The 21,239-nt window shown below is 68.3% G+C and carries 22 protein-coding genes; 5 read left to right on the top strand and 17 right to left on the bottom strand.

Annotation, left to right across the window (positions count from 1 at the left end; genetic code table 11):
- Window positions 1-12: 12 nt before the first annotated feature.
- The 12 genes from J2X06_RS13425 to J2X06_RS13370 all read right to left on the bottom strand — a co-directional run bounded on the left by J2X06_RS13425 (window position 13) and on the right by J2X06_RS13370 (window position 11,256).
- Window positions 13-732: a sulfite exporter TauE/SafE family protein gene (locus J2X06_RS13425; RefSeq protein WP_310063201.1), complete on the bottom strand. Its 720-nt coding sequence runs from the start codon at window positions 730-732 to the stop codon at window positions 13-15.
- Entirely contained in the window at window positions 722-976 is a 255-nt protein-coding gene (gene ccoS / locus J2X06_RS13420; RefSeq protein ID WP_310063199.1) for a cbb3-type cytochrome oxidase assembly protein CcoS, read from the bottom strand. Before ccoS ends, J2X06_RS13425 begins: the two co-directional genes overlap by 11 nt.
- Window positions 973-3,369 (bottom strand): heavy metal translocating P-type ATPase, encoded by a 2,397-nt coding sequence (locus J2X06_RS13415; RefSeq protein ID WP_310063197.1) that lies wholly within the window; start codon window positions 3,367-3,369, stop codon window positions 973-975. Before J2X06_RS13415 ends, ccoS begins: the two co-directional genes overlap by 4 nt.
- A 4-nt stretch (window positions 3,370-3,373) precedes the next feature.
- Window positions 3,374-3,868 (bottom strand): FixH family protein, encoded by a 495-nt coding sequence (locus J2X06_RS13410; RefSeq protein WP_310063196.1) that lies wholly within the window; start codon window positions 3,866-3,868, stop codon window positions 3,374-3,376.
- A 13-nt stretch (window positions 3,869-3,881) separates the two neighbouring features.
- Window positions 3,882-5,417: a 4Fe-4S dicluster domain-containing protein gene (locus J2X06_RS13405; RefSeq protein ID WP_310063195.1), complete on the bottom strand. Its 1,536-nt coding sequence runs from the start codon at window positions 5,415-5,417 to the stop codon at window positions 3,882-3,884.
- 10 nt (window positions 5,418-5,427) lie between these two features.
- Complete coding sequence (locus J2X06_RS13400; RefSeq protein WP_310063193.1) at window positions 5,428-5,724, bottom strand: hypothetical protein; 297 nt, start codon at window positions 5,722-5,724, stop codon at window positions 5,428-5,430.
- A complete protein-coding gene (gene ccoP, locus J2X06_RS13395) occupies window positions 5,721-6,668 on the bottom strand; it encodes a cytochrome-c oxidase, cbb3-type subunit III (RefSeq protein ID WP_310063191.1) in 948 nt (315 codons plus the stop codon). The genes J2X06_RS13400 and ccoP overlap by 4 nt, the downstream gene beginning before the upstream one ends.
- A complete protein-coding gene (locus tag J2X06_RS13390; protein WP_310063189.1) occupies window positions 6,665-6,817 on the bottom strand; it encodes a cbb3-type cytochrome oxidase subunit 3 in 153 nt (50 codons plus the stop codon). Before J2X06_RS13390 ends, ccoP begins: the two co-directional genes overlap by 4 nt.
- Before the next feature lies 1 nt (window position 6,818).
- Window positions 6,819-7,433 carry a cytochrome-c oxidase, cbb3-type subunit II gene (ccoO, locus tag J2X06_RS13385; protein ID WP_310063187.1) on the bottom strand — a complete coding sequence of 205 codons (615 nt, stop codon included), beginning with the start codon at window positions 7,431-7,433 and terminating at the stop codon, window positions 6,819-6,821.
- Window positions 7,434-7,440: 7 nt separating this feature from the next.
- The gene (gene ccoN, locus J2X06_RS13380; RefSeq protein ID WP_310063185.1) at window positions 7,441-8,892 is read right to left on the bottom strand and encodes a cytochrome-c oxidase, cbb3-type subunit I; all 1,452 of its coding nucleotides are present in this window, start codon (window positions 8,890-8,892) and stop codon (window positions 7,441-7,443) included.
- Window positions 8,893-9,074: 182 nt separating this feature from the next.
- Window positions 9,075-10,466: an oxygen-independent coproporphyrinogen III oxidase gene (gene hemN, locus J2X06_RS13375; RefSeq protein ID WP_310063183.1), complete on the bottom strand. Its 1,392-nt coding sequence runs from the start codon at window positions 10,464-10,466 to the stop codon at window positions 9,075-9,077.
- A gap of 202 nt (window positions 10,467-10,668) precedes the next feature.
- Entirely contained in the window at window positions 10,669-11,256 is a 588-nt protein-coding gene (locus J2X06_RS13370; protein WP_310063182.1) for a hypothetical protein, read from the bottom strand.
- A 202-nt stretch (window positions 11,257-11,458) separates the two neighbouring features.
- On the opposite strand from J2X06_RS13370, the gene J2X06_RS13365 reads away from it, so the two are divergent.
- From J2X06_RS13365 to J2X06_RS13345, 5 genes are all read left to right on the top strand, one after another.
- Window positions 11,459-12,157 (top strand): alpha/beta hydrolase, encoded by a 699-nt coding sequence (locus tag J2X06_RS13365; RefSeq protein ID WP_310063181.1) that lies wholly within the window; start codon window positions 11,459-11,461, stop codon window positions 12,155-12,157.
- A gap of 2 nt (window positions 12,158-12,159) precedes the next feature.
- A complete protein-coding gene (locus J2X06_RS13360) occupies window positions 12,160-13,239 on the top strand; it encodes a histidine kinase (protein ID WP_310063180.1) in 1,080 nt (359 codons plus the stop codon).
- Window positions 13,240-13,264: 25 nt separating this feature from the next.
- A complete protein-coding gene (locus J2X06_RS13355; protein ID WP_310063179.1) occupies window positions 13,265-13,993 on the top strand; it encodes a LytR/AlgR family response regulator transcription factor in 729 nt (242 codons plus the stop codon).
- Between the two features lie 65 nt (window positions 13,994-14,058).
- Entirely contained in the window at window positions 14,059-14,979 is a 921-nt protein-coding gene (hemC, locus tag J2X06_RS13350) for a hydroxymethylbilane synthase (protein WP_310063177.1), read from the top strand.
- A 60-nt stretch (window positions 14,980-15,039) separates the two neighbouring features.
- Entirely contained in the window at window positions 15,040-15,429 is a 390-nt protein-coding gene (locus tag J2X06_RS13345) for a YybH family protein (RefSeq protein WP_310063175.1), read from the top strand.
- Window positions 15,430-15,454: 25 nt separating this feature from the next.
- Here the strand turns inward: J2X06_RS13345 and J2X06_RS13340 are convergent, their stop codons facing one another.
- From J2X06_RS13340 to J2X06_RS13320, 5 genes are all read right to left on the bottom strand, one after another.
- Window positions 15,455-16,111, bottom strand: coding sequence for a DUF481 domain-containing protein (locus J2X06_RS13340; RefSeq protein ID WP_310063173.1), 657 nt, complete (start codon window positions 16,109-16,111; stop codon window positions 15,455-15,457).
- Between the two features lie 109 nt (window positions 16,112-16,220).
- Entirely contained in the window at window positions 16,221-17,177 is a 957-nt protein-coding gene (locus J2X06_RS13335) for a dimethyl sulfoxide reductase anchor subunit family protein (protein WP_310063172.1), read from the bottom strand.
- Between the two features lie 24 nt (window positions 17,178-17,201).
- On the bottom strand, window positions 17,202-18,044 hold the full coding sequence (locus J2X06_RS13330; protein ID WP_310063170.1) for a 4Fe-4S dicluster domain-containing protein: 843 nt from the start codon (window positions 18,042-18,044) through the stop codon (window positions 17,202-17,204).
- 10 nt (window positions 18,045-18,054) lie between these two features.
- Window positions 18,055-18,276 (bottom strand): hypothetical protein, encoded by a 222-nt coding sequence (locus J2X06_RS13325; RefSeq protein ID WP_310063168.1) that lies wholly within the window; start codon window positions 18,274-18,276, stop codon window positions 18,055-18,057.
- Complete coding sequence (locus tag J2X06_RS13320) at window positions 18,273-21,215, bottom strand: molybdopterin oxidoreductase family protein (protein WP_310063166.1); 2,943 nt, start codon at window positions 21,213-21,215, stop codon at window positions 18,273-18,275. The genes J2X06_RS13325 and J2X06_RS13320 overlap by 4 nt, the downstream gene beginning before the upstream one ends.
- Window positions 21,216-21,239: the final 24 nt, after the last annotated feature.

Genomic DNA, 21,239 nt, shown 5'->3' with positions numbered 1-21,239 from the left:
AATCGCGAGGATTCATGCGGGCAGGCTGCTGCAGCCTAGTGCGTCCAGCAGGCCATGCAACGCCGGCACCTGCATCAGCCACGGTGCGGTCAGCGTCATCAGGCCGGCCGTCAGCACCAGCATCGCCGCGGCGTGGCGCCAGCGCGTCTGCAGCCAGCGACCGAGGCGGGCTCCGCTCCAGGTCAGCGGCAGCATCACCGGCAGCGTGCCCAGGCCGAATGCCAGCATCAGCAACGCGCCGTTCAGTGCGCTGGCCTGCAACCAGGCTGCAGCCAGCAGCGTGGTGCTGAGTCCGCACGGCAGCCAACCCCACAGCACCGCCAGGCCGAGCCGCTTCGTGTGCGTGTCGGCGGGCAGCAACCGTTGCTGCAACGGGCGCAGCGCCTGCCACAGGTGCTGGCCGGGCCGCGACAGGAAGGCCAGGCGACCGCTTCGGTCCAGCAGTCGCAATGCCACCAGGATCAGCACCACGCCGACCAGCATGCGCAACCCGAGCGCGAGACCCTCGATGCGCGCGACCTCGACGATGCCGTGGCCGAAGCCACCGGCGATCGCGCCGGCGATGGTGTAGCCGCCGATCCGGCCGAGGTTGGCTTCCAGCGCAGGCCACGCGGATCCGTTCGAATTCACCGAAAAGCCGGTGGCGATGCCGCCGCACATCGCGGCGCAGTGCACGCCGCCGAGCAGCCCGGCGATCAGCGCGGCACCGAGGGCGAGCCAGTCAACGGGCATCGGTATGACCCTTGTCGCGCCCGCACTCGTCGAGCCTGCCCTTGTCGGGTGTGTTGTTGCCGTTCGCAGTGCCGCCGTCCTGGGCGGACAAAGGGCGCGGGCCGTCGGTGTCCTCGCGCAGGATGTCCAGCGGCGGCGTATCCAGGTCGTCGAACTGCCCGCGCCGCACGGCCCACACGAACGCCCAGATGGCCAGGCCAAGCAGCACCAGGCTGATCGGTACCAACAACAGCAGGATGGTCATGGCGCGCTCCTTCCTGCCGAGGGAACGCGGCACAACCGCAGCGCATTGAGCGTGACCAGCAGCGACGAGGCGGCCATGCCGATGGCGGCGAGCCACGGCGTGACCAGTCCGCTGGCGGCCAATGGCAACGCCAGCAGGTTGTATCCCAGCGCCCACGCCAGGTTCTGGCGCACGATGGCCTGCGTGCGCCGCGCCAGCGCCATCGCCTGCGGGATGCGCAGCAGCGATGGACTGGTGACGACGAAATCCGCCGCGCGCTGCGCCAACGCCGCGCCTTCGGCCATCGCCAGCGATACATCGGCGCCGGCCAGTACCGGCGCATCATTGAGGCCGTCGCCGACCATCGCCACGACGTGCCCGCGTGCCTGCAGTTCGCGCACGTGTTCGAGTTTCTGTTCTGGCGCCAGCCGCGCCCGGGCATCGGCGATGCCCACCGCATGCGCGAAACGCTGCACCGCGGGCGCGGCATCGCCGCTGCACAACTCGACAGTGAGACCGTCTGCCTGCAACGCGGCGACCGCCGCCGCGGCATCGCTGCGCAGCGCCTCGCGAATGCCAAACCGTGCCGCCGCGCGTACGCCGTCGCCGAGCCATAGCCCGCCATCGTCGTCGCGACCGGCGGCAAAGTCGGCGCGGCCGAGTCGCCACGTGCGTCCGTCGATCCGCGCCTCCACGCCCAGTCCGGGCACGGTGCGCGGCGCCACCACGCGAAGCGGTGTTTCCACGCCGGCGAACGCATGCGCCAGCGGATGACGGCTGTCGTGCTCCAGCGCGGCGGCGATCTGCAGGGCCGCGTCGCGGTCGAGCCGGTCGAAGGTCTCCACCGACTCCAGCTCCGGTCGGCCCTGGCTGAGCGTGCCGGTCTTGTCGAACACGACGCGATCCACACACGCCAGCGATGAAAGGGCATCGCCACGCAGCCCGAGCACGCCGATCCGCGCGAGCGCGCCGTGTGCCGCGGTCAGTGCTGCCGGAATCGCCAGGGACAGCGCGCAGGGACAGCTCACCACCAGCACGGCCAGCGTCACTTCGAGCGCACGCGTCGGGTCGTGCTGGTGCCACCACGCGTATACCGCCAATGCGCACAGCAACAACGCGATCACGAAAACGCTGGCGATGCGATCGGCCAGGCGCGCCAACGTCGGGCGTGAACCTTGCGCCTGCTCGACCAGGCGCGTCAGTTGCGAAAGCTGCGTGTCGCTGCCCACGCGCAGGATGCGCAACCGCGCCGGATGCTCGCGGCACACGCTGCCGGCCAGTGCGGTATCGCCGGGGTGGCGACGTACCGGTGCGGATTCGCCGGTGATCAGCGCCTCGTCGAAGGCGGCCGGATGATCCAGCAGCATGCCGTCGGCCGGCACCGTTTCGCCGGCGGCGACCCAGGCGGTATCGCCCGCGCCCAGCTCGCCCAGCGCAATCTGTTCTCGGCCGCCGTCGACGGTCTCGCGCGTGGCCAGCACCGGCCTGGCCCGCGCCAAAGCATCGACCTGCGCGCTGGCGATGCCGCGCGCGCGCTGCTCGAACATGCGCGCCACCAGCAACAACAGCACGAACATCACCGCCGCGTCGTACCAGACGTGCGGCCCGCCGCGAAGCGTCTCGAACAGGCTGGCGAAGTAGGCGAGCAGCGTCGAGCCGGCGATCAGCGTGTCCATGCCAACGCGACGGCCGCGCAGTTCGCGCCACATGCCTTCGAGGAATGGCCAGCCGGAGTAGAACACCACCGGTGTCGACACCAGGAAGGTGATCCAGCGGAAGAAATCGCGCGTGGGCACGGACATCTGCTGCGCGGTGTCCAGGTACAGCGCTTCGGCGAACATCATCGCCTGCACCGCGCCGAGTCCGGCGATGCCGAGCCGGATCAGCCAGCGCCGACGTTCGCGTTTCTGCGCCTGCTCGCGCGCATCGCCGGTCGCCAGCCACGGGCGATAGCCGAGCGCGGCCAGCCGCGACATCAACACGGACAGCGTCACCTGCTGCGGGTCCCAGGCCACGGTGATGCGGCCGGTGACGGCGTTGGCGAGCGCGTCGAGCACACCCGGATGGCGTCGCAGGGCGCGATCGACGAGCCAGGCGCAGGCGGCACAACGCATCGCATCGGTGAGCACGGTGATCTCGCGGCCGCCGGGTACCGCGCGGCTGTGCTCGGCGAGTACCAGGTCGCGATCCCAGGCGCTGAAGTCCGCCGGATCGGCGTCGACCCGGCCGGCGGGTGTGTTGCGCAGCCGGTAGTAGTCGTCGAGCGCCGCCTGGCTGATCCACGCCGACGCGGCGGCGCAACCGTTGCAGCAGTAGGCGTAAGCGCCGTCCAGCACTGCGTCCACCGGCAACGCTTCGCCGCAATGGTGGCAAGCGGAGGCGAGCGGAGCGTCGGCAGCGACGGCGGCGTTCATGACATCACTGCGGCGCCAGCGCGGGGCCCACATGGGCCGCCTGCTGTCCCACCGGCAGTCGCCCACGCAGGCGCCAGCTGCCATCGACCGGCTTCAACAGCAGCAGCCAGTCATGGTCGGCGGGCAGGTCGATCGTCGCGCGCCAGCCCAGTTCGCTGGGCGACAGGGATACGGTGCGATCCTGCGCCGCCTGGCTGGGGTGCGACAGCACCAGCGTCAGCGGCTGGTTGCGGGGGAAGTCGCCGCTGACAGGCAGCAGTTCCACCATGCCCTTGCCGACGCGCAGCACCGCCGACAGCTTCAGCGCGCTGGCGCGCTGGTCCGGACCCAGTTCGGTGATCTGGATCTGTGCGGTGCGTTCCACCGGGTCGATCACCGCATCGACACTGCCGCTGCGCAGCGAGATCACGATCAGCGCTACACCTCCTACCACTGCCGCGATCGGCAGGCCGATCACGAGCCACATCATCGGCATGCGCAACGGATTCCTGTCGCCCATTACATCGTTCCCATCACATCGGTCCGAAGAAAGTGGAGGGCACGTCTTCTCGGGCCTTGCCGTCGACGCGTTCGACCCGGAAGGTCACCGCCTGCTTGCCATGCGCGCCGGCGGGCGCGGACAGCGTCAGCGGCAGGTTCATCACCTCCTCGGCAGGTGCGTCGATGATCCGCTCGCCACCGACCAGCGCAATGCCAGCGGGCGCTTGGACCTTCAGGCGGAAGCGTTGCGGCTTCACGTCCTTGTTGACCAGCTTCAGCGTGTAGCCGTTCTCGATGCGGCCGTCCCCGGCCTCGCGGTACAGCGCGTTGCGGTCGCGCAGGACCTCGGCGATCAGCGGACTGCGGTGGCCCACGCCCCAGGCCCAGCCGGCGCACAACGCGGCCAGCAGCAGGCCGTAGACGAACACGCGCGGGCGCAGCACACGGGTCGGCTTGCCGTCGATGGCGTTCTGCGTGGAATAGCGGATCAGCCCGTGTGGGTAACCCATCTTTTCCATGACCTGGTCGCAGGCGTCGATGCAGGCGCCGCAGGCGATGCACTCGTACTGCAGGCCGTTGCGGATGTCGATGCCGGTCGGGCAGACCTGCACGCACATGGTGCAGTCGATGCAGTCGCCCAGTTCTTCGGGGGCGAATTTCGGCAAAGGCTTCGCCGTCAACCCTGCATCGACGACGGCGCTGGTGCCTTGCGCCTGCACGTGGGCATCGGGCGACTGCGCGAAGCGGAACACGTAGTCGTACGCCTTGACCGCATCGATCAGGCCGCGCGCGCGCTCGAGCACGCTGGGCATGCCGCGCCTGCGCGGTCCGCGGGGCTCTCCGCGCATCGGGTCGTAGGCGATGATCAGCGTGTTGCGGTCGAACATCGCGCTCTGGAAGCGCGCGTACGGGCACATGTACTTGCACACCTGCTCGCGCAGGAAGCCGGCATTGCCCCAGGTCGCCAGCGCGTAGAACAGCACCCAGAACGTCTCCCAGCCACCCCATTGCCATGGCGCACGCGCGGCCAGGTCGGTGATCGGCGTGAAGAATCCGACGAAGGTGAAGCCGGTCCACAGCGCGAACACCAGCCACAACAAGTGCTTGGCGCCCTTGCGCGTGATCTTGTTGCGGTTCCACGGGCCGGCGTCGAGCTTCATGCGCGCGCCGCGATCGCCCTCGGTCCACTGCTCCATCCACAGGAACACTTCGGTCCACACCGTCTGCGGGCAGGCGTAGCCGCACCACAGCCGTCCGGCCAGGGCGGTGAAGAAGAACAAGGCCAGGCCGGCGATCACCAGCAGCATCGCCAGGAACACGAAGTCCTGCGGCCAGAAATTCAGTCCGAACACGTAGAACTTGCGCGCCGGCAGGTCGAACAACACCGCCTGGCGGCCGTCCCAGCGCAGCCACGGGAACACGTAGAACATGCCAAGCAGCACGACCACGGCGATCTTGCGCCAGGTCTGGAAGCGTCCCTCGACGTCGCGCGGGTAGATCTTGCGCTCGCTGACGTAGAGCGCGTTGCCGCCATCGTTCAGCAACTCCAGGGAAATCTTCTTGCTCATTGCCTGGGCCTCATTCCGGCGGCAGCGGCCGGTTGAAGCGGCTCGCCGGACGCAGCAGGATCCAGGTGAACAGGCTAGAGGCGGCGGTGGCCAGCCAGAACATGAAGAAGCCGATGCTGTAGCCGAGCGTGCGCGTCAACGGCAGCTCGGGGAAGGTCATGTCGCGCAGCGCCAGCGGGTCGACGAAGGCGAAGAACACCATCGTCGCCACGCATGCGGCGAAGAAGCTCGGCCACAGGATCGCGCCGATCCGCTGCGCCATGGGGCGCGGCGGATGGTCGAAACGCGGGGCGGTGAAGTCGGTCATTGCTGCTCTGCGGAGGCCTTGCTCGCAGTGGAGCCGGGCTTGTGCGACAGCGACCAGACATAGGCACCGACCAGCCGTGCGCGCGTTTCGCCGAGAATCTGGCGGTGCGCCGGCATGGTGCCGTGGCGGCCGCTGGAGATGGTCTGGCGCAGGCTTTCGGTGCTATTGCCGTACAGCCAATAGTCGTCGGCCAGGCTGGGCGCACCGAGTTCCTGGTTGCCCTTGCCGTCGACGCCGTGGCAGGCCACGCACACGCCGTTGTAGAGGCTCTTGCCCTGCGCGGCCATGAAGTTGTTCTCCATGCTGGCCGGCGCCGACAGCGTGCGCACGTAAGCGATCACGTAGTCCACCGCGTTGTCGCCGCCCATGCCGGTCAGCACCTTGCCCCATTCGGGCATCACGCCTTCGCGGCCGTCTAGCACGGTCTGCAGCACACGGTCGGGAGAACCGCCCCAGTGCCAGATGTCGTCGCTGAGGTTGGGGTAGCCGATCGCGCCCTGCGCCGAGGAACCGTGGCAGGTCGCGCAGGTGTTGTTGAAGATCGAGCGTCCCAGCGCCACCGCCTTGGGATCGCGCGCGATCACATCGATCGACTTGCCGGCATACGGCGCGAACGTCTTCTCCAGCTTCTGGTCGTCGCGCGCCTTGTCGGTGGCGTGTTCCTTTTGCTGGGTCCATTTGGAGACGCCGGCGAACGCACCCAGTCCTGGGTAATAGATCAGGTAGCCGATCGCGAAGACGATGGTGATATAGAACAGGTTGATCCACCACTTCGGCAACGGCTTGTTGTATTCGGTGATGTCGCCGTCCCAGTAGTGACTGGTGTCGGTCGGCTTCGGGTCGCCGGGGCGACGCTTGCCGGTCCACCACAGCAGCCACACGCATCCCACGAGGTTGATCGCGACGATGGCGATCACCCACCAAGACCAGCCCTGGGTCATCATCGTTGCGTCTCCTTGTCTTCCTCGTGCTGGTCCTGCAGCGGCAGTTGCGCGGCCGCGTCGAATTCGGGCTTGCGGCGCGGACTCCACACCAGCAGCCAGCCGACGACGAACAGCACCAGCAGCATTGCGGTCACGATTCCGGACACCATGTCAGCCTCCCCTCGGTGCGTGCTTGCCCAGGCCCTGCAGGTAGGCGACCACGGCATCGAGTTCGCTCTTGCCGGCAACCGCGGCGCGCGCACCCTTGATGTCGGCGTCGGTGTAGGGATCGCCGATGCGCTGGAGCGTGCGCATCTTCGTCTCCACTTCCTCGCCGTCGAGGCGGTTCTGCGCCAGCCACGGGAAGCCGGGCATGTTGGATTCGGGCACGACGTCGCGCGGGTTCATCAGGTGCACGCGGTGCCAGTCGTCGGAATAACGACCGCCGACGCGGGCCAGGTCGGGACCGGTGCGCTTGCTGCCCCACTGGAACGGACGGTCGTAGACCGATTCGCCGGCCAGCGAGTAGTGGCCGTAGCGCTCGGTCTCGAAGCGCAGCGTGCGCACCATCTGCGAATGGCAGTTGTAGCAGCCTTCGCGCACGTACACGTCGCGGCCGGCCAGTTGCAGCGCCGGGTAGGGCTTGACGCCGGGCAAAGGTTCGACCGCCTCGGCCTGGTACATCAGCGGAACGATCTCGGCCAGGCCGCCGAACGACACCGCCACGGCGATCAGGACCGCCATCAGCCCGATGTTGGTTTCGATCTTCTCGTGTGAATGGCTCATTTCGACCTCAGCGCTGGGCGGGGACGGCGAGGGGACCGGTGCCGGGCGAAAGCACCGGCGTCGGAACCAGGTCGCTGGCCTGTTGCCAGGTGCGCACCACGTTCCAGGCCATCACGAACATGCCCGACAGCACGACCACGCCACCGGCGAGCCGGCCCAGGTAGTACGGATAGGTCGCGTTGAGCGCCTCGACGAAGCTGTAGGTGAGGGTGCCGTCGGCGTTGGTGGCGCGCCACATCAGGCCCTGCATGACGCCGGCGATCCACATCGAGGTGATGTAGAGCAGCACGCCGACGGTGTGCAGCCAGAAATGCAGGTCGATCGCCTTGACCGAATACATCCTCTGCTGGCCCAGAAGGCGCGGCAGCATCGAGTAGATCGAGCCGACCGAGATCATCGCCACCCAGCCCAGCGCGCCGGCATGCACGTGGCCGACGGTCCAGTCGGTGTAGTGCGACAGCGAGTTGACGGTCTTGATCGACATCATCGGACCTTCGAAGGTCGCGATCATGTAGAACGAGATGGCGACGATCAGGAACTTGATGATCGGATCGGTGCGCAGTTTTTCCCACGCGCCCGAGAGGGTCATGATGCCGTTGATGGCGCCACCCCAGCTCGGCGCCAGCAGCACCAGCGAGAACACCATGCCCAGCGACTGCGCCCAGTCCGGCAGCGCGGTGTACTGCAGGTGGTGAGGACCGGCCCACATGTAGATGGCGATCAGCGCCCAGAAGTGCACGATCGACAGCCGGTACGAGTACACCGGGCGCCCGGCCTGTTTGGGCACGAAGTAGTACATCATTCCCAGGAAGCCGGCGGTCAGGAAGAAGCCGACCGCGTTATGTCCGTACCACCACTGCGACATCGCGTCGACCGCGCCGGTGTACATCGAATACGACTTGGTCAGGCTGACCGGCATCGCCATGTTGTTGACGATGTGCAGCAGCGCGATGGTGATGATGTAGGCGCCGAAGAACCAGTTGGCGACATAGATGTGCTTGACCCGGCGCTTGACGATCGTGCCGAAGAACACCGCGCCGTACGCGACCCAGACGATGGTGATCAGCAGGTCGATCGGCCATTCCAGCTCGGCGTATTCCTTGCTCTGGGTGATGCCCAGCGGCAACGTGATCGCCGCCAGCACGATCACCGCGTTCCAGCCCCAGAAGGTGAAGGCCGCGAGCTTGTCCGAGAACAGTCGCACGTGGCAGGTGCGCTGCACGACGTGGTAGCTGGTGGCGAACAGCGCGCTGCCGCCGAAGGCGAAGATCACCGCGTTGGTGTGCAGCGGGCGCAGCCTACCGTAGCTCAGCCAGGGCACGTCGAAGTTCAGCGCCGGCCAGTACAGCTGCGCGGCGATGAACACACCCACCGCCATGCCGACGATGCCCCAGACCACGGTCGCTGCCGCAAACTGGCGCACCACTTTGTCGTTATAGGTTTCCGCTATTGCTTGCATCGGATGCCTCTGGCCGTGCCAAGAGAAAATTGCGCGTTGTTCCAAATCCCCGGGATTCCCCGTGCAGGCCTGGAATGGAAGCATCCGGACCGCAGGCACGACAGTAGAGGAGCCGCCCGTGCCCTCGCTTGATGCTGATCAAAAAAGTGTTGCGCCGGCGTGATGGCGCCGTGGATGGCCATTCAGACCGTGCCGGCGAAACGGGGCCGACCGGCCTCGGGCTCCTGTAGGTACCGGTCGAAGCACATGGCGACATTGCGCACCAGCAGGCGACCGGCCGCGGTGACGCGGATGCGGCCGGGCTCGATGTCGACCAGTCCGTCCTCCCGCAGCGGCCGCAGGCGGGCCAGCGCATCGGCGAAATAGCGGTCGAAGTCGATGCCATAGCGGCGCTCGAGGGCCGGGACCGGAATCTCGCCCTGGCACATCAGCGACTGGATCAGGTCCGAGCGGAGCTGGTCGTCCTCGGACAGGCGCAGGCCCCGGAACACCGGCAGGCGTCCCGAGCCGAGGGCGGCCTGCCAGCTCATCAGGTCGCGGTGGTTCTGGCTGTAGCGGTCGCCGATGCGGCTGATCGCACTGACCCCGAACCCGACCAGGTCGCTGTCGGCGTGCGTGGTGTAGCCCATGAAGTTGCGATGCAGGCCGCCGCGCGCCTGTGCCTGGGCCAGCTCATCGTCGGGCAGGGCGAAATGGTCCATGCCGATGTAGACATAGCCGCCCGCCGTCAGGCGCCGGATCGACAACTGCAGCAGCGCGAGTCTGGTTTCGGCATCGGGCAGTTGCGAGGCGTCGATCTGCCGCTGCGGCTTGAACAGCGCCGGCAAGTGCGCGTAGCCGTACACGGCGAGGCGATCGGGACGGATCGCGATGACCTGGTCGAGGGTGCGGTCGAAGCCCTCCAGCGTCTGCAGCGGCAGGCCGTAGATCAAGTCGATGTTGACCGAGCGCAAGCCGCTGGCGCGGCAGGCATCGACCACTGCGCGGGTCTGTTCCACGCTCTGGATCCGATTCACGGCCGCCTGCACCGCCGGGTCGAAGTCCTGCACGCCCAGGCTGGCCCGGTTGAAACCGGCGGCGGCCAGCTCGCCGATCTGTGCCGGGCTCACGAAGCGCGGATCCAGCTCGATGCTGATGTCGCGGTCGCGCGCTTTCGAGAAATTAAAAGACCGACGCAACAATGAGACCACCTCATGCAGTTGCGCCGGACAAAGAAAGTTGGGTGTTCCGCCGCCGAAGTGCAGTTGCACCACTTCGCGGTCGAGGTCGAACAGCGGCGCGACCAGCCCGATCTCGCGGCGCAGGGTGTCCAGGTACTGATCGCCGCGGGCGGGATCGCGGGTGATGACGCGGTTGCAGCCGCAGTAGAAGCAAGGGCTGCTGCAGAACGGCACGTGCACGTACAGCGACAGGCGCTGCGGAATCGGGTCGCCGTTGCTGGCGGCGATGGCCTCGCGCAGTTGCGACTCGCCGAAGCCGTCGTGGAAGCGCGGCGCCGTCGGATACGACGTGTAGCGCGGTCCCGGACGGTCGTAGCGTTGCAGCAGGTCGGCGGAGAGGAGGGGCGAGGCCATGCCCGCAGGCTAGGCGGGGCGGCTTTGGGTTGCCTTGATCCGGATCAAACAGATGAAGCTTCGCGCGACTGGGAGCGCGCTCACCATCGGGCGCCGCAAGCGGGAGAAGGGAACGGCAGGGCTTCTGCTCCCTCTCCCGCAAGCGGGAGAGGGTTGGGGTGAGGGCAGCCCGCGCGACAACGCCGCTCGGTCGCGAGGAGCTTTATTTCCCCTTCGGACGCACCGACACCACCGCGGCTTCGGTAAAGGCCACGCGCAGGATGTCGCCGACCTTGAGCTGGCTCAGCCGCGCCTGCTGCTCGGGCCGCACCACGTCCAGATCGACCACGTTCCCGCGCGGCCCCTTCACGGTGATCGTGTTGTTGGCCGTGTCGATGGCGAGGATCGGCGCCATCACGGTCACGGTCTGCGACATGCCGGCGCGCGGCTTCTCGCCGAGCTTGGCGACGTCCTCGTCCTCCTTGATGTAGGCCCCTGCTTCGGCGCTGCCGGCCGGCTGGATGTCGACCGCGACCGAGCGTTTGTAGTCGATGCTGACAATGTCGCCGACATGGATCTGGTCGAAGTTGCGCACGGTCTCGTCGGCGTGGACCTGGACTTCCTCGTTTTGCTGGTTGCGGATCGTGACAAGGCGGTTGGGCGTGTCGATTGCCGTCACGGTGCCGGTCGCGGTGATCTGGACGGCGGCGACCTCGGTGGGGGTTTCGGCTTTGGGCGCGGTCGAACAGGCGGCGACCGTCGCCACGGCCAGGGCGAGGGACAGGACCAGCGGGGTGCGGGACAGGGACATATTCACTTCGCTCCATGAATGCTGTGAACGAGAGGCCGGCGCATTGCGTCCCGCCAGGGCGCGGATGACGCTCCGTCCGGCAACGAGCCGCGAGGGCGTCGGGCCGTCGCCGCGACGGTAGCGAGGCCACTGCATGAGAATCGTGATGGCGTCGAGGCGGGGGGAGATGACGGCGCGTCGGCGCTGCCGCCACAATGCGGCCATGGACAGTCAGGTTATTGGCAACAGCGGGCAGGCCCTGCTCGACGCGGTCGTACGCGAAACCGGCCCGGCGCCGGCATGGGCCATCGTGTGGCTGCACGGCCTGGGCGCCGACGGTCACGATTTCGAGCCGATCGTGCCCGAACTGGTGCGCCGCGACTGGCCGGCCATCCGCTTTGTCTTCCCGCATGCGCCGGTGCGGCCGGTGACCATCAACAATGGCGTGCGCATGCGCGCCTGGTACGACATCCGCGACATGGACCTGGCCAACCGCGCCGACGAAGCCGGCGTCGAGGAGTCCGTGGCCCAGGTCGAGGCGCTGATCGCCCGCGAGAACGCCCGCGGCATTCCCAACGAGCGGATCGTGCTGGCCGGGTTCTCGCAGGGCGGCGCCATCACCCTGGCCGCCGGGCTGCGTCGCCGCGAACCGCTGGCGGGCCTGGTCGCGCTGTCGACCTACCTGCCCGCGCCGCAGAAGGCCGCCACCCTTTTGCAGGAGGCCGCGCGCTCGCAGCCGCTGTTCTTTGCCCACGGGACCCAGGACCCGGTGGTGCCGTTCCAGGCCGGCCAGTACAGCGCCGCCCTGTTGCAGAAGCTCGGCTTTGCCGTCGACTGGCACAGCTACCCGATGGCCCACCAGGTCTGTGCCGAGGAAATCCGCGATCTCGGCGACTGGCTGTCACGGCGGCTTTCCACCTGAGCATGCAGGCCGCCAACGGCGAACGCGAGGAGCCCTGGCTGCCGGACCTGTGCCGCCTGCCAAGGCTGGCGGTGATGCTGGGCATGGCGGAACTGGTGGTGCTGATCCTGGCGTTGTCGCCGGACGGCGGCCTGTGGGATATCGAACGCTTCGTCACCGCCAGCGGCTTCGCCCTGTGGCTGGCGCTGACCGCCTCGGTACTGCTGTGCGTGTCGCGGCGCCGGCTGTCGTTGCTGCCACCCAGTCTGGGTTCGTCGCTGGCGCTGCTGGGCGGCGCGCTGATCGCCGCGCTCGGCGCGTCGATGATGTACGTGATCGACACCAGCCTCGGCTACGGCCTGGTGCCCAAGGGCGTGAGCGTGTGGCGGTTCGCCTGGGGCGCGGCGGCGGTGACGATGCTGGTCGTCGGCGTGGTGCTGCGCTACCTGTACGTCAACGACGGCTGGAAGGCCCAGGTGCGCGCCAGCGCACGCGCCGAGGCCGACGCGCTGGCGGCGCGGATCAAGCCGCATTTCCTGTTCAACAGCATGAACACCATCGCCGGCCTGGTGCGCAGCGATCCGGTGGTGGCCGAGCGCGCGGTGCTTGACCTGTCGGACCTGTTCCGCGCCGCGCTGGGCGCGGGAGACTCCGATTCGAGCCTGGCCGAGGAGGTCGAACTGGCCGAGCAGTACCTGGCCATCGAGCAACTGCGCCTGGGCGAGCGCCTGCAGATCGCCTGGCGTCGCGCCGAGCCCCTGCCCTGGTCGCAGCCGATGCCGCGGCTGGTGCTGCAGCCGCTGGTGGAGAACGCGGTGCTGCACGGCATCTCGCGCCTGCCCGGCGGCGGCATGATCGAGATCGACCTGGAAAACGATCGTGACGACCTGCTGCTGCGCGTGCGCAACCCCGCACCGCCGCCCCGCGAGCGCGACAGCGGCGGCCCGGAAGGCCACGTCGGCGCGCGCCACGCCCAGCGCAGCATCGGCCAGCGCCTGCGCTACGCCTATGGTCCGCGCGCGAAGATGACGGCTGGCTGGGAGCAGGACTACTATCACTGCGAGCTGCGCATTCCGGTGGGGTTGGGGGCGCTGAACCGATGAAGGCACCGAAGAGGGCCGTGGGCCAATGAAAGTAGTGATCGCCGACGACGAACCGCTGGCGCGCGAGCGCCTGCGCGGGTTGCTGTCCGAGGTGCGGGGGGTGGAGGTGGTGGCCGAGGCCAGCGATGGTCAGCACGTCCTGCACGCCTGCGCCGAGCACCGCCCGGACCTGGTCCTGCTGGATATCGCCATGCCGGGCATCGACGGCCTGGAAACCGCCCGCCACCTGTCCGCCTTCGACCCGCGCCCGGCGGTGGTGTTCTGCACCGCCTACGACGCCCACGCGCTGTCGGCCTTCGAGGCCCAGGCCATCGATTACCTGGTCAAGCCGGTGCGCGCCGAGCGCCTGGTCGCCGCGATCGAGCGCGTGCGCACCTTCGCCGCCGGCCGCGAGCGCAACACCGCCGTGCCCAGCGGGCAGCGCCGCACCCACCTGTGTGCGCGCCTGCGCGGCAGCCTGCGCCTGATCCCGCTGGAGGACGTGCACTACCTCCACGCCGAGGAGAAGTACGTCATCGTCCACCACGCGCGTGGCGAGGACCTGATCGAGGAGTCGCTGAAGTCGCTCGAGGACGAATTCGGCGAGCGCTTCGTGCGCATCCACCGCAACTGCCTGGTGGCCCGGCACGAGATCGTCGAGCTCAAGCGCGGTGCCGACGGCCACGTGCAGGCGCTGCTGCGCCACGGCAAGCTGCCGCTGGAAGTCAGCCGCCGCTGCGTGGCGGGCCTGCGCGACACCCTCAAGCACCTCTGAGGCCGTAGCCTTCCAGCCAGGGGCGTCGGTGGGCGATCGCCGCGGCTTGCGGCGATAATGTCGCCATGAAGACCCTGCGTATCGCCACCCGCAAGAGCCCGCTTGCGCTGTGGCAGACCGAGCACGTCGCCGACGAGCTGCGTGCCGCCCACCCCGGACTCGACGTGTCGCTGGTGCCGATGAGCACCCGCGGCGACGAGGTGCTGGACCGTTCGCTGGCCGCAATCGGCGGCAAAGGCTTGTTCCTGAAGGAGCTGGAGCTGGCGATGCTGCGCGGCGAAGCCGACTGCGCGGTGCATTCGCTCAAGGACGTGCCGATGGAGCTGGAGCCGGGCTTCGCCCTGCCGGCGATCCTGGCCCGTGCCGACTACGCCGACGCCTTCGTCAGCAACCGCTTCGAGAACGTCGCGGCGCTGCCGCAGGGCGCGCGCGTGGGGACCTCGTCGTTGCGCCGCCAGGCGCAGCTGCGCGCGCTGCGCCCGGACCTGGAACTGGTGGACCTGCGCGGCAACGTCAACACGCGCCTGGGCAAGCTCGACGCCGGCGAGTACGACGCCATCGTGCTGGCCTGCGCCGGGTTGGACCGCCTGGGCTTCGGCGCGCGCATCCGCACACGCATGGCCGCGCCGCACTGGCTGCCGGCGCCGGCGCAGGGCGCGATCGCCATCGAATGCCGCGACGACGACATCGCCACGCGCGAGTTGTGCGCCGCCCTGGACGATGTCGCCACCCGCACCTGCGTCGAAGCCGAGCGCGCGATGAACCGTGCGCTGCACGGCAGCTGCCATGTGCCGGTCGCGGCGTTCGCGCAGTTGCAGGGCGAGCACCTGCAACTGGAAGGACTGGTCGGCTCGTCGCAGGACGGGCGCGTCGTGCGCGCGCACGGCGAAGGTCGCGGCGATGCGCCCGAATGCCTGGGCTTGCAGGTCGCGCAGATGCTGATCGATCAGGGCGCGGGCGAGTTCATTGCCGCCAGCCACGGCTAAGCCGGTGGATTCGCGGCGGCCCAGTGCTGGTGAAGTGGGGCGGCGCCAAAGGAGGTTGCAGTGAGCAGCGACGAACAAAGCATCCGTCATCTGATTGCTCAGTGGCACCGGGCTACGGCAGCCGGTGACGTCGACGCAGTCCTTCCCCTTATGGCCACCGACGTTGTGTTTCTGGTGGCTGGGCAGCCCCCGATGGACCGCGATGCTTTTGAAAAGGGGTTGCGCGCCATCCTCAAGACCCATCGCATCGAGTCGACAGGGGATATCCAGGACCTGCAGGTCTCTGGCGACCTCGCCTACTGCTGGAACGTCCTCGAAGTCCGCATGATCCCGTTGGCGGGCGGAGCGTCGACGCAGCGTTCCGGCCACGTCCTGTCGGTATTGCGCAAGGATCAAACTGGGGCCTGGCAGATCGCCAGGGATGCCAATTTGCTGGTGGCCTCGCAATGAGGTCCAACCGCACCGCCATGCAACGCTAGAACCGGCGACGCAGCTCGAGCGAACTTTCCGCCGTCTCGCTGCCGCCGCCGCCGTTCGAGTCGTGGCGGATCGAGAAGTCGGTTTCCAGCGTCCAGTCCGGCCACAGGTTCACGTCGAGGGCGACCTTCTGTTTGACGAACGTGTCGCCGCGGCGCCCGGTTTCGAACTCGAGCCGCTGGCTCCACTGCGCGCGCTCGCCGAATCGGCGGTCGAAGTTGACCGCGCCGCGGAAGATCGGGCCGGCCTGGTTCACGCCGTCGTCGTACAGCGGCGCCAGCCGGTAGCCGGCGCCGAACTGCAGGCCCAGCTGAGTCGGGCCATCGCGCAAGGCCTGCACGCCGTAACGCGTGCCGATGCGCCAGTCGTTGGAGTAGTTGGCACGGTGTTCGCGCGGTACCGCCGGCGCGCTCAGGCCGATGTAGCGCTGGCTGCCCGGCAACTGCAGCGGCTTGCGGCCGGGGGCGCCCGTTACCCGGGCCTCTTCAGGAGCGCCCAGTGCCAGCCGCCATTCCTCATCGCCGCAGCGCGTGGAATAGCAGGGCAGGCGCATCTGGGCCGGATCGCTGGCCAGGGCGATCAGCGCCGGTTCGCCGCCGAAAGCGGGCGTTGGCAGGGTTACGAAGGGTCCGCCGAGCAGGGCGAGCCCGAGCATGCCGAGCATCGTCGTCTGTTATGGCCAGGGAACTGGGGCCGGATGATGCCATGGAACCGGTTACAACACCCTGTTCAGGGATGTCGCCATTCAGCTTCTGGGGGCGGTATCAGTAATACAGCGTGACCAGATGCCGGGCCTGGGCAAAAAACAGCCAGCGCTCGACGAAGGTTCCGGCCAGCGCCGCCAGCGCGGCGGCAGCGAACCATGGGCCGGCGTCCAGGTGCACGAACACCCACACCGGCAGCATCAGCAGTGCCGGCACCAGCGCGAACAGCACCACGGCGACCTGCCGCAGCCGTCGCGCATGCTTGCGTGCCACCACGAACCCCATCTCGCGGGTGAGGTAGTTTTCCTCGGTGTGGGGCCGCTCGAACACCTTGACCTCGCGCCCGGGCATCGCGACCGCTTCGCCGCGGGTGGCCGGCAGCGGCGTGGTGTCGATGGCCTGCCAGTAACGGCGCTTGAGCACCCACAAGGCGAGGGCCAGCCCGACAGCCGCCATCGCCGGCAGATTGCCGGGCGAAGCGCCCGACAGCGATGCCACCGCCGCCAACAGCAATCCGCCGGTCAGCAGTGCGAACAGCAGGTACACCGGCACCACCAGCCGATGCCGCCAGGCGGGAATGGGCTTGAGCGAGGCGTAGATCATCGCCGTGCAGACCACCGTCGCGACTGCGCCGACGATCAGCGCGATGCAGGCGAGCATGCCCCACGCGGACAGCGCGACGGTCGAGCCCGTCTGCGCCGGCGCCAGCATCCCCGGCAGCAACGCCGCGCCAACCAGCACGGCCGGCACGAAGGTCAGCACCGAGGCCACGCCCTCGCGCGACAGCCACGAGCTGCGCCATTGCGAGAACGCCCGCCACGCGCGCTGCGGCTTGCCGAGGTGACCGAGCGAGCTGAGCAGCCCGATCGTCACCAGCACCAGCGCCATCACCAGCGATATCAGCGTCGGCCTGGCCGGCAGCCACTGCGCCAGTGCAGCCAGAGCGCACCAGGTCAGCAGGCCATAGCCGGCGCCCGAAAGGGTGGTGAAGAAGATGACCGAGAGGGCGGGATGCATGTCGGGTAGCGGATTGAAAGAAGGTCAGCGAGACAGCACGCGATCGAGCCAGCGCAGCACCGGCGGCAGCGCGGCGGTATCGAGCGCCTCTTCGGCCTTGGCAGGCGCGGGGGCCGCATCGCCGGCGCGACGCGGACGCGGAGGCAGGTACTTGTTGACCGGCTGGTAGCCCAGCTGCGGCATCAGGTCGAGGCCTCCCCGCGCCGCGACCAGCTTGGACACCTTCGATTCCGGATCGCCCAGGTCGCCGAAGTGGCGCGCGCGGGTCGGGCAGACCTGCACGCAGGCGGGCTCGCGCTCGGCTTCGGGCAGGTTCTCGTTGTAGATGCGGTCGATGCACAGCGTGCATTTCTTCATCACGCCTTCGACATGCGAATACTCGCGCGCGCCGTACGGGCAAGCCCACGAGCACAGCTTGCAGCCGATGCACTTGTCCTCGTCGACCAGCACGATGCCGTCTTCGGCGCGCTTGTAGCTGGCGCCGGTCGGGCACACCGTCACGCAGGCCGGGTTCTCGCAATGCAGGCACGATCGCGGGAAATGCAGCGTCATCGCCGGCTGCATCGCTTCCTGCGCAAGCGTATGGCTGGAACTGCAGGCGCTGGCGGAGGTCGCGATGGCCTGATGCTCGCCCGGATCGAAGGCGGGCGTGGTGAAATCCGTGGCCGCGACCTCGTAGCTGTGCACGCGGTTGAACCACACGCCGCTCGGGTCCTTGCCGTAGGGCTGCTCGTCGGTCAGGGGTGCGGCGAATCCACCCGAGTTCCATTGCTTGCAGCCGACCGCGCAGGCGTGGCAGCCGACGCAGGTGTCCAGGTCGATCACCAGGCCCAGCTTCTTCTTCGACGGCGGCGGCAGGTCGGTCATGTCGTGGCCTTCATCTGCGCTTGGCGGTCGAGATCAGCCACACGCCGACGGCGAAGATGGCGATGCCGAAGCTCACGCTCGGAAGCAGGGCGACCAGCACCGGCGTCATCGAGCTGGCGTGCGCGGCGGCGGCCGTGGTCGGGTCGTACAGGCCCAGCCCGAGCAGTGCCATCACCGCGAAGCCGAGCACGACGCAGAGCCATCCGGCGACCATTCGCGCGGTTCTCTTCATGGATCCTTCCTGTTGGAATTCTTGCGGGAGTTCTCGCGAAAACCGGCGCCGTAGCGCAGCGGACGGTTGTCGGCGCTGCCCATCGCCAGCGGCGCGAACTGGGGTTCGCTGGTCGCGGCCGACTCGGCTGCCGCATCGGCCTTGGCGATGCGCACGCGCAGGTCGAACCACGCCGCCTGGCCCGTGACCGGGTCGGCGTTGGCGTAGTCGCCCTTCGGCGTGATGTCGGAGATCAGGTGGTTGAGCAGGAAGCCCTTGCTGCCTTCGGGCGCATCCTTCGACAGCCGCCAGGCGCCGCGACGCTTGCCGATCGCGTTCCAGGTCCACACCGTGTCGGGTTGCACGTTGCCCGCGAACCGCGCCTGCACGGTGATCGTGCCCTGGTGCGAGGTGACGGTGATCCAGTCCTCCTCGCCGATGCCGTAACGCGCACCGGTGTCCGGATGCAGGTACAGGTAATTGCGCGTGGTGATCTGCCGCAGCCACGCGTTCTGCGAGCCCCAGGCGTGGTACATGAACATCGGCCGCTGCGTGACCGCGCTGAGCGGATAGCGCGCATCGATATCGTCGATCTGCGCGCCTTCGAAAGGCTCGTACCAGATCGGCAGCGGATCGAAATACGTGGCCACACGTTCGCGATGCTCGGCCGGTGGCTGCTGTGCACCATGCCCCTGCGCGGCCAGGCGGAACTTCTGCATGGTCTCGGAATACAGCTGCAGCACGACCGGATCGGCGTGACCCATGAAGCCCATGCGCTGCGCCCAGTCGAGATAACCGCGGTTGGCCATCTTGAAGTAGCGCGCATGCTCGGGCACTTCGCTGCGCCAGAAGCCGCCGTTGTCGATATAGCGCTGCAACTGCTCGGGATTGGGCTGGCCCTTGGCTTCCAGTTCGCCGCGTTCGCCGCGCCAGCCGGCGAGCAGGCCGACGCCGGGCGCGCGCTCGTGGCGCACGATGTAGTCGGCGTAGTCGTTGTACTTCGCCGAGCCGTCCTCGTTGAGCAGGCCCGGCAGGCCGACGCGCGCGCCCAGTTCGATCAGCACCGACTGGAAGCCGCGCACGTCGCGGCCTTCCCTCTGCTTGGCCGGGTCCAGCACCGGATGGCGGATCGCGTCGGCGGCGCCGTCGGCGTCGGAGATCGGGCGGTCGAGCAGCGAGATCGCGTCGAAACGCTCCAGGTAGGTCGTGTCCGGCAGCACCAGGTCGGCGTAGGCGACCATCTCGGAGGCGTAGGCATCTGCGTAGATGATGCGCGGGATGCGGTACTCGCCGTCGGCGCCCTTGTCGGTCAGCCAGCCGATCGTCTGCGTGGTGTTCATCGCCGAGTTCCAGCTCATGTTGGCCATGAACATCATCAGCGTGTCGATCCGGTACGGATCGCCGGCCCAGGCGTTGCGGATCACGGTGTGCATCATCCCGTGCGCCGACAGCGGGTAGGCCCACGAGAAGGCGTGGTCGATGCGGCGCGGCTGTCCCTGCGCATCGACGACGAGGTCTTCGGGCCCGTGCACGAAGCCCAGCGGCGCCGCATCGAGCACGCCGTTGGCCTGGCGCGACTTGCCGGGGCGGTTCGGGGGCGGGATGGGTTTCGGGAATGGCGGCTGGTAGCGGAACGATCCGGGCGTGTCGACCGCGCCCAGCAGCAACTGCAGCAGGTGCAGGGCGCGGCACGTGTGGAAGCCGTTGCTGTGTGCGCTGATGCCGCGCATGGCGTGCATCGACACCGGGCGGCCCGGCATGTCCGCGTGCTCGCGGCCCCAGGCGTCGGTCCAGGCGATGGGCAAGGAAAAGCTGCGGTCGAAAGCGGCTTCGGCCAGCTCGCGCGCGATGCGGCGGATGGTGTCGGCCGGAATGCCGCAGCGCTCGCTGACGGCATCGGGCGAGTACTGCGGATCGAGATAGCGTTCTGCGAGCAGGTGGAACGCAGGCACCGTGCGGCGGCCGTCTTCCAATACGTATTCGCCGACCACCGCAGGAGAGATGCCGATGCCATCGGCGAGCGCTTGCGCCCCCTCCTTTTCGCGCAGCGAAGGGGAGGGCTGAGGAGGGGTGTTTTTGGAGGCAGAAGCATCGCGATCCCAACACAGCGCCCGCCCCTGTGCATCGCGCGCGAACAACCCATCGTCCGCGCCGCCCGGATTGCGCACCACCAGCCAGTGCGCATTGGTGTAGCGCACCAGATAGTCCAGGTCGATGCGATCGGCCTTCAGCAACTCGTGGATCAGCGCGAACGCGAACAATCCGTCGGTGCCGGGCCGGATGCCGATCCACTCGTCGGCGATCGCGCCGTAGCCGCTGCGCACCGGATTGACCGCGACGATCTTGGCGCCGCGCGCCTTGAGCTGGCCCAGGCCGAGCTTGATCGGATTGGAATCGTGGTCTTCGGCCACGCCCCACAGCATCAGGTACTGCGAGTGTTCCCAGTCGGGTTCGCCGAACTCCCAGAAGCTGCCGCCCAGCGTGTACAGCCCGCCGGCGGCCATGTTGACCGAGCAGAAACCGCCATGCGCCGCGTAGTTGACCGTGCCGAACTGCTGCGCCCACCAGCCGGTCAGAGCCTGCGACTGGTCGCGCCCGGTGAAGAACGCCAGTTCGTCGGGATTGCGTTCGCGGATCGGCTTGAGCCACGACGTCGCGAGGTCGAGCGCCTCGTCCCAGGATATCTCGCGGAATTCGCCCGAACCGCGCTCGCCCACGCGCAGCAGCGGCTTGTCCAGCCGCGCCGGGGAGTAGTGCTGCATGATCCCGGCCGAACCCTTCGCGCACAGCACGCCGCGGTTGACAGGGTGTTCCGGGTTGCCCTGCAGGTAGCGGATCTGCCCGTCCTTCAGCCACACCTTGATGCCGCAGCGGCACGCGCACATGTAGCACGTGGTGGTCTTGACCTCGTCGCCGGGCGAGGGCGAGGTGTCGATGACGGGTTCGGCGGGCGCGCGCATGGGCGCATTGTGCTCCCGCAGCCG

It is taken from the genome of Lysobacter niastensis, assembly GCF_031457115.1.
Classification (GTDB): Bacteria; Pseudomonadota; Gammaproteobacteria; order Xanthomonadales; family Xanthomonadaceae; genus Lysobacter_J; species Lysobacter_J niastensis_A.
This window is presented reverse-complemented; position numbering and strand designations above follow the sequence as displayed.

Excerpts from the sequence above, each read along its gene's own strand:
- J2X06_RS13425 (WP_310063201.1), bottom strand. The coding sequence starts at position 732 with ATGCCCGTTGACTGGCTCGCCCTCGGTGCCGCGCTGATCGCCGGGCTG.
- ccoS (WP_310063199.1), bottom strand. The coding sequence starts at position 976 with ATGACCATCCTGCTGTTGTTGGTACCGATCAGCCTGGTGCTGCTTGGC.
- J2X06_RS13415 (WP_310063197.1), bottom strand. The coding sequence starts at position 3,369 with ATGAACGCCGCCGTCGCTGCCGACGCTCCGCTCGCCTCCGCTTGCCAC.
- J2X06_RS13410 (WP_310063196.1), bottom strand. The coding sequence starts at position 3,868 with ATGGGCGACAGGAATCCGTTGCGCATGCCGATGATGTGGCTCGTGATC.
- J2X06_RS13405 (WP_310063195.1), bottom strand. The coding sequence starts at position 5,417 with ATGAGCAAGAAGATTTCCCTGGAGTTGCTGAACGATGGCGGCAACGCG.
- J2X06_RS13400 (WP_310063193.1), bottom strand. The coding sequence starts at position 5,724 with ATGACCGACTTCACCGCCCCGCGTTTCGACCATCCGCCGCGCCCCATG.
- ccoP (WP_310063191.1), bottom strand. The coding sequence starts at position 6,668 with ATGATGACCCAGGGCTGGTCTTGGTGGGTGATCGCCATCGTCGCGATC.
- J2X06_RS13390 (WP_310063189.1), bottom strand. The coding sequence starts at position 6,817 with ATGGTGTCCGGAATCGTGACCGCAATGCTGCTGGTGCTGTTCGTCGTC.
- ccoO (WP_310063187.1), bottom strand. The coding sequence starts at position 7,433 with ATGAGCCATTCACACGAGAAGATCGAAACCAACATCGGGCTGATGGCG.
- ccoN (WP_310063185.1), bottom strand. The coding sequence starts at position 8,892 with ATGCAAGCAATAGCGGAAACCTATAACGACAAAGTGGTGCGCCAGTTT.
- hemN (WP_310063183.1), bottom strand. The coding sequence starts at position 10,466 with ATGGCCTCGCCCCTCCTCTCCGCCGACCTGCTGCAACGCTACGACCGT.
- J2X06_RS13370 (WP_310063182.1), bottom strand. The coding sequence starts at position 11,256 with ATGTCCCTGTCCCGCACCCCGCTGGTCCTGTCCCTCGCCCTGGCCGTG.
- J2X06_RS13365 (WP_310063181.1), top strand. The coding sequence starts at position 11,459 with ATGGACAGTCAGGTTATTGGCAACAGCGGGCAGGCCCTGCTCGACGCG.
- J2X06_RS13360 (WP_310063180.1), top strand. The coding sequence starts at position 12,160 with ATGCAGGCCGCCAACGGCGAACGCGAGGAGCCCTGGCTGCCGGACCTG.
- J2X06_RS13355 (WP_310063179.1), top strand. The coding sequence starts at position 13,265 with ATGAAAGTAGTGATCGCCGACGACGAACCGCTGGCGCGCGAGCGCCTG.
- hemC (WP_310063177.1), top strand. The coding sequence starts at position 14,059 with ATGAAGACCCTGCGTATCGCCACCCGCAAGAGCCCGCTTGCGCTGTGG.
- J2X06_RS13340 (WP_310063173.1), bottom strand. The coding sequence starts at position 16,111 with ATGCTCGGGCTCGCCCTGCTCGGCGGACCCTTCGTAACCCTGCCAACG.
- J2X06_RS13335 (WP_310063172.1), bottom strand. The coding sequence starts at position 17,177 with ATGCATCCCGCCCTCTCGGTCATCTTCTTCACCACCCTTTCGGGCGCC.
- J2X06_RS13330 (WP_310063170.1), bottom strand. The coding sequence starts at position 18,044 with ATGACCGACCTGCCGCCGCCGTCGAAGAAGAAGCTGGGCCTGGTGATC.
- J2X06_RS13325 (WP_310063168.1), bottom strand. The coding sequence starts at position 18,276 with ATGAAGAGAACCGCGCGAATGGTCGCCGGATGGCTCTGCGTCGTGCTC.
- J2X06_RS13320 (WP_310063166.1), bottom strand. The coding sequence starts at position 21,215 with ATGCGCGCGCCCGCCGAACCCGTCATCGACACCTCGCCCTCGCCCGGC.